Source organism: Vibrio sp. 10N.237.312.B06, assembly GCF_041464685.1.
GTDB lineage: Bacteria > Pseudomonadota > Gammaproteobacteria > Enterobacterales > Vibrionaceae > Vibrio > Vibrio tasmaniensis_A.
Genome location: NZ_JBFSPI010000137.1, coordinates 1 through 7,084, shown reverse-complemented (window position 1 = coordinate 7,084; position 7,084 = coordinate 1). Strand labels below are relative to the sequence as shown.

Here is a 7,084-nt window from a genome sequence, read left to right as displayed (position 1 = left end):
CTCTTTACCATGCTGTTCAAAAAACACTCACGAAAGATCAACACGCCCTAGTTACTTACGTACACTAAGGATATTACGTTCGATTAAGTATAGACGCCGGAATTTAGGCACAAAAAAACCCACTACAAAGAGTGGGTTATGAGGGCGTGTTGACCTTTCGAGCTGGTTTTTGCAGCGAGTTGCTGGGTATTTATACAAGACAGAGGCGTCGATGTGTAGCTAGCCTACATGAGAAGCCGATAACGCAGTAGAAATGACCAGCAAACGCTGCCCGAAGGGTTCGGCTAAAAGCGCTTTACTCTTTGTTGAGGGAGATTTGCTTAGAGTGACTAGGCTACTTCCCCCTCGCCGCGATTAAAACGCTTTTATCTCGAACAAAATTTAACCTCGAAAGGTCAACACGCCCTAACATTGTTACAAGTAAATTCTTTAGGTTAGATTACTTCTTACCTTGAGTTTGCTTGTCTTCTTCTGTTAGTTCACGAATACGACGGCTGATGTCGCGACGAGCTTTAGAGATCTCTGCACTCTTGATGATGTGATCATCAACGCGGTCTTCGTAGTCAGCTTTCATGTTTTTGATAATGCCTAGGATCTCGTCGTGAGTCATCTCTGGCTTGATGTAATCAAGTAGGTTATCAAGAAGGTCGACACGCTTGCGGTTGTCACGAACTTTCTTTTCGTTGTCTAAAAGTTCACGCTTAAGTTTGTTCTTACGTCGTGCTTGGTTAACAATTTCAAATACGCTGCTCATAGATTCCTTTTCCTAATCGTCAAATACGTTGTCTGGTTCTGATTAAAGCACATCAATTGATGATGTAACAGTATTTAGATCAAAGCAAAAGTAAGGTTGTTTAATTATTCGTCACTCTCTCTAACGTACGATTGTTTTTATCTTACCGTTCAAGTTAGTATCCCATTTAGATACTGCATTGATACGACATGTGAAATGAATCAACAACAATTGGAAACAGAAGATTTGGGCGACGATGTCGTTGAATCTTCGGCAGAACAAAATAAGCTTCGTGATGCGTATGTACAAGAGCGCACTAATTTGGAAGTCGTGGAAATAGAGCTAAATCGTTCTAAGATCATAATGATTGATGAACAAGGCAGAAAGAAACGAGTACCGATTTTGTCTGAGCATTAGCCATAACTGGCTGCATTGTTAAATGTTGAGATGGAATTATCAAAATAATAAAAAGGAAAAACGATGAACACAGTACTTTCCCCAATTGAAGCGAGAATTATCGGTTGTTTGATCGAGAAAGAAGTGACTACTCCAGATCATTACCCACTGACACTAAATAGTTTAACAACGGCTTGTAATCAAAAGAGTAACCGTGAACCTGTGCTCTCTCTGTCTGAGTCAGACGTTTTAGATGCGGTTGATGGTTTGATCGGACGTCGTATGGTGAGCGATGAAAGCAGCTTCAACAGCCGAGTTAATAAGTATCAGCACCGTTTCTGCAACACTGAATTTGGTGATCTGCAATTTAAAGAGCAAGAGCGTGCAATCATCTGCTGCATGCTGCTTCGTGGGGCCCAAACCCCGGGTGAGCTTCGTACTCGAACTGGTCGTCTTGCAAACTTTAGCGATGTGAAAGAGGTTGAATCAATACTCGAAAAACTCGCGGCAAGAGAAGCGGGTGCGTTAGTCGTGAAGTTACCACGAGAAGCGGGTAAACGAGAATCACGCTACCAACACTTACTGAGCGGCGAAGTAGACATTGAAGCGTTTGCGACGGCATCAGTAAGCGCTGTTTCATCATCTGCATCCAGTGAAAAGTTTGAAGAACTTGAATCAGAAGTCGCGAGCCTACGTGAAGAAGTGGCAGAGCTTAAGGCTCTGGTTGAATCACTGCTTTAAATGTCGGAATCTGACAAAAATGCGGATTGGGTCGTGTATTTGATCCGCAATCGACACAATGCTCTTTATTGTGGAGTGACGAATAACTTAGAACGTCGATTCGAACAACATCAAACGGGCAAAGGTGCAAAAGCCTTAAAAGGTAAAGGCCCACTTAAGTTGGTTTGGAGTATTGGTGTTGGGTCAAAAAGTGAGGCGTTAAAAACCGAATACGCGATCAAACAATTACCCAAATCTCGTAAGGAAAAATTAGTATCACTCAAACTAATCATTGAGTGGCAACAAGACAAAATTCAGTATATTCCAGTATCGTAACTCATCGTTAGAATTCTAATTCTCGGCCGAATGTTAGTCGCGTGAATTGTTGCAAGGAGATCTTTTAGGTTATTGATTAAATAGTGGTATTTTTGTTTTTAATTGAGTTGTTTTTATCTTAGGACTCATTAATCTTAATCTCTGTTCCAAATTTACACACTGCACATTTAGAATGACATACCAATTAGTATTAGACGCTATCATTTATCCTCGTTGTCCTACATAATATCTTTCAGCCATACAAAGAGATGGTGTCATGCTAGGTTAAAAAATGAGCCAAAGTAGCTCATATAAAACGAGAAAAATATGAAACGTTTACTTATATTATTGGGAGTTGCCGTGTTTTCTGCGTCTGCTCTCTCCCACGGTACCCACGTGCTGAATGGCTATTGGGAATATCAGGATTACCTCACCAAATTTCCAGAGCAAAAAGCATTGACCGATAAAATGGTTGAAGCTGTGCAAAATCCCCCTATGCCATTGAGGCAAGTTCAGGATGAACCTATCACCATTTCAGTTGTGTACCCGGGGCAACAGATCTCTGATTATTGGGTTCGTAATATCCAAGCCTTTGAGAAACGCCTAGATAAATTGAGAATTAATTATCAAATAAATCAGGTTTTTACTCGTGATAATGCTAACCCCTCTCAGCAGAGTATCTCTTTGCAAGAAGCGATTGAAAATAAAACGGATTATTTGATTTTTACGTTAGAGACGACGCGACACCGTAAGTTTATTGAACATGTGTTGAGCTCAACGGACACCAAGTTGATTTTGCAAAATATTACCACACCAGTACGTGCATGGGCCGATAGGCAGCCATTCATGTACGTGGGTTTCGACCATATGACGGGTAGTTTAAAGCTAGCGGATTACTTCAAACAAGTGAGTGAACCGGACAGCAAGTATTCTGTGTTATATCGTTCTGAAGGTTATATCAGTGATGCTCGTGGAGATACCTTTATCCATGATGTGAATTCTGATACTAACTTTGCTCTTAAGTCGTCCTTTTACACTAAGTCAAATAAAGAGAGCGGTTACCAAGCAGCTAAAATCAGCCTTGCTAACGATAAGGATCTAAACTTTATTTATGCATGTGCAACTGATATTGCTCTGGGCGCAGCAGAAGCTATTCGAGAATCTGGTCGAGATGTATTAGTGAATGGCTGGGGAGGCGGCTCTGCAGAATTGGAAGCTATAGCAAGGGGTGACTTAGATGTTACGGTCATGCGCATGAATGATGATACGGGTATTGCGATGGCAGAGGCGATTAAATGGGATCTTACAGGGTTGGAAGTTCCTACCGTTTATTCAGGTGAGTTTGAAATTGTGACTAAAGAGGATTCTCCAGATCGTATTTTAGAACTTAAGCAGCGAGCATTTAGGTACTCAGACCAATAATGAAAAAAAGCTACGCCATTACACCAAAGAACACTTTAGCCAAATTAATTACGCGTATCATTATTTTAGTGATAGGCGTGATGGCACTTGGCGTGCTTATTCATAACTACGAAACAAGCAGTAGGATCGTTAAGCAAGAGACGAATCGAACGGTTAAACAAACTTCTAGCTTGATCCAAAATATGTTCGATTATCGCTTATCAGTGCTGCAAATCCATCAAGACAGTAGCTCACACAGTGAAACTTTAAGGGAGTATTTTGATACCAACAATGAAGAGGCTCTGAGCTACTTTTTTTATGGTGTTGACCAACGCGAGCCGGAACATGCTCCCGACTTACGCTTTGTTTCTACTTATAACGGTTTGGCTTGGGAAGATGGCAATGGTCAGTTCTATGGTTTGGATACGTCCAATTTAAAACATATTTCTGATGAGGTCGCTTTTAGCAGTAACTGGCACTTCATTCAGCTGGCTACGGATATCGGCAAGCGTCATTTGTTGGCTCGTCGAACCCCTATTGTTGATAACAAAACCGGTGAAGTTCTAGGGCAGCTTTATGTCGCTATTGTGCTCGACAACAATTTTTCATTGGCTGAATCTATCCAGCAAGGCAGCAATTGCGAAAATATCGTTATTGAAGCGCATGGTACTCCGGTGACATCGACATTCAGTGGCGATGAAAGCTATACGATAAAAGACGTCCTCAGCTATGAAATGTACGAGCAGCTACCTCGTCATTTCGTCACTATTGCAACCATTAAGATCAATGCTGTTGAAACCCCCCTAACCATTCGCGCGATCCAGAAAAACACTAACCTCATTGCACTCGAAGATAATTATGAACGTACCATCATTGTTATGATTGTGGTGATCATCATCATGTCTTTCCTTGCGCGATCTTGGATTCAAAGAAGAGTCGCGGCAGAACTTGATAAGTTAATGGAATTCACTCGTTCTGCAAGTGGTAATGAAGAGTTCAGCAAGTTTGATGGTTCAAATATTTTCGAATTTCACCACATTGGCTGCACGTTGGAAGATACTTTTGAGCGCTTATCTGAGCAACACCAAAAATTTCAAGATCTGTTTAATTTTGCGCATTCTCCAATTTTGGTTTGGTCCGAAAAAGGTGACTTAATTCAGATGAACCCAGCGGCTCGTATGGCGCTATTTGATGAAGATGATAACTATGGTGCAATGGCTCGAGAGTTTGAGCTCCGTATGTTGCCGAATATCCAGATGGTGGTTCAAGGCTCTAAACTAACGGGCATTAACGTGCCAATCGGCGAGAAGGTTTTTCGCTGGAACATGTCTGCAATCCGAGTTGAACACGGCATTACCGGTGTGGTGGTGCAAGGTCAAGATATTACTAAACTTATAGAAGCAGAAAGACAGGCAGATCGAGCGCGTGAAGAGGCAGAGCATCTTGCCAGTGTGCGTGCAGACTTCCTCGCTAAAATGAGTCACGAAATTCGTACGCCACTGAATGGTATTCTCGGTGTCTCTCAGTTGCTTAAACGTTCAATACACAGTGAAGATAACCGTGATCAGGTTGATGTACTTTGCCATAGTGCAGAACATCTACTGGCGGTACTAAACGATATTTTGGACTTCTCTAAGATAGAGCAGGGACAATTTAATATTCAGAAGAAAGATTTCCTCTTAGGAGAGTTAGTTAACACCTTAGATAGCATCTATCGCCCACTTTGTGAGGATAAATCCGTCGAGTTCACCATTGTGAATCACTTGGTTGATGACATCAAAATACACACCGACCAGGTTCGCTTGAACCAGATCATGTTTAATTTACTGAGCAATGCCCTTAAGTTCACTCATCAAGGCAGTATTTCCGTCAGTTTTGAAATCGAAAGTATCTTGAATACTGATTACGCTAGCTTGATTGTTCGAGTAAAAGACAGTGGCATCGGTATTGATGAGAGTAAGATCGATGCTATTTTTGAACCTTTTGTTCAAGCAGAAGAAACGACGACTCGGGAGTATGGTGGTACAGGACTTGGACTTACGATTGTAAAGAACCTTGTCGATATGCTGGAGGGAGACATTCAAGTCCGAAGCGTTAAAGATCAGGGGTCTGAGTTCATTATAGAAATCCCAGTGGAGTTACACTCCAAGCCTCTGTTAGTCGACGTTAAGAAACAAGCCCACATGGAGCCTGAGGCGCTGTTTAATCGTTCGTTGAAAGTGCTGCTAGTGGAAGATAATCACACCAACGCCTTTATCGCGCAGGCATTTTGCAAAAAGTATGGGATGGTGGTTACTTGGGCAAAAGGTGGCTTGGAAGCGATAGAGCTAGCAAAAAGCACGGTTTACGATCTTATCTTAATGGATAATCAACTCCCTAATCTTGGTGGGATTGAAACCACAGAGCAACTAAGAGAGCAAATTGGCGTAACAGCTCCGATTTATGCGTGTACTGCCGATGCTCAAGAGTCAACAAGAGATAGATTCATGGCTGCTGGAGCAAATTACGTGATCGTAAAACCGATAAAAGAAGCGTCGTTGCACAAAGCTTTTGTTCATTTCAAACAATTGTACTGGGATGATACTCAGCATTAAGCTGAAGATTAAATGGTGCTCTTTAACTGGTTGTAAATGGTGTCATCTAATTGATAAAAGTGAATAAGTTTTACGGGTTTCGAGCTGAGTAAGAGCTCTTTTTGTATCTGTATTCCTGTTAGCGTGTATTTAGATAGAGCCAGTGACAAAAGCTTGTTCCAACAGAAGCGTTTTCAACTCATCACTCATATCTAGCTGTTGAGGAAACTGAATACCTAATAGCCAGCCTTGTTTTTGCCTTTTCTTACTCACCACTGTGTAAACCAGATTGTCATCCAAATATTCATTTACATTGGAATTTACTTTTATCTTCCAACCCACATCGATATCTGACTGTTGAGTAAGATAGATACCGCAGCCTGAAGCTGAAAAATCAACCAGAGTGGCGTCTAGTGATAGAGTATCAACAGTGACTTCACAGCTGAGACGCATCTTATACCTTTCATGTTCACGGATAGGTTTGTTCGCAAAGCTTGAGGGAGGGCGAAGGAAGATAAGGTGTGCTGGCGAGGTGATGTGGGCCAGTACAGTCGTCTTAAACGCGACAATGTGTCCAAGTTCAGTATCGGTAATAGCACGAACAATAATATCAACGTTGATGAGCTTTCTTAGCGTTAGTGCTTCGGTCGCTTTTTTTGAAAGTTCAAGTATAAGGTACTGATCTTCTTTGTGTCCGATATAAAGTGTGCTGATCTGGATTGAGTCATCTAGGCCAAACTCCAATACACCCACTGTTTTTGTACCTGGTTTAAGGTATCTGAACAGTTCTAACCTTCTGTCTTTATGCATATTCGTTACTAAACAATATTGACCGTTTGATAAAATAATATAACGCTCTGATAAAACTATGTCATTAGTTTCATTGAAGTAATTAGGGCGTGTTGATCTTTCGTGAGTGTTTTTTGAACAGCATGGTAAAGAGTTA

At 41.4% G+C, this 7,084-nt stretch carries 7 protein-coding genes; 5 read left to right on the top strand and 2 right to left on the bottom strand.

Annotation, left to right across the window (positions count from 1 at the left end; all coding sequences use genetic code 11):
- Positions 1-439 precede the first annotated feature (439 nt).
- On the bottom strand, positions 440-754 hold the full coding sequence (locus AB6C75_RS22280; RefSeq protein WP_004730049.1) for a DUF496 family protein: 315 nt from the start codon (positions 752-754) through the stop codon (positions 440-442).
- Positions 755-949: 195 nt separating this feature from the next.
- Between AB6C75_RS22280 and AB6C75_RS22275 the strand changes: the two genes are divergently transcribed.
- From AB6C75_RS22275 to luxQ, 5 genes are all read left to right on the top strand, one after another.
- On the top strand, positions 950-1,150 hold the full coding sequence (locus AB6C75_RS22275; protein ID WP_009845676.1) for a hypothetical protein: 201 nt from the start codon (positions 950-952) through the stop codon (positions 1,148-1,150).
- Positions 1,151-1,213: 63 nt separating this feature from the next.
- Complete coding sequence (locus tag AB6C75_RS22270) at positions 1,214-1,870, top strand: YceH family protein (RefSeq protein WP_372109294.1); 657 nt, start codon at positions 1,214-1,216, stop codon at positions 1,868-1,870.
- A complete protein-coding gene (locus AB6C75_RS22265) occupies positions 1,871-2,185 on the top strand; it encodes a GIY-YIG nuclease family protein (RefSeq protein ID WP_009845674.1) in 315 nt (104 codons plus the stop codon).
- A gap of 306 nt (positions 2,186-2,491) precedes the next feature.
- On the top strand, positions 2,492-3,586 hold the full coding sequence (locus tag AB6C75_RS22260; protein WP_371702639.1) for a substrate-binding domain-containing protein: 1,095 nt from the start codon (positions 2,492-2,494) through the stop codon (positions 3,584-3,586).
- Positions 3,586-6,159, top strand: coding sequence for a quorum-sensing autoinducer 2 sensor kinase/phosphatase LuxQ (gene luxQ / locus AB6C75_RS22255; RefSeq protein ID WP_372109292.1), 2,574 nt, complete (start codon positions 3,586-3,588; stop codon positions 6,157-6,159). Before AB6C75_RS22260 ends, luxQ begins: the two co-directional genes overlap by 1 nt.
- Positions 6,160-6,288: 129 nt before the next feature.
- On the opposite strand, the gene AB6C75_RS22250 is transcribed toward luxQ, so the two are convergent.
- Entirely contained in the window at positions 6,289-6,948 is a 660-nt protein-coding gene (locus tag AB6C75_RS22250; protein ID WP_269334687.1) for a PilZ domain-containing protein, read from the bottom strand.
- Positions 6,949-7,084: the final 136 nt, after the last annotated feature.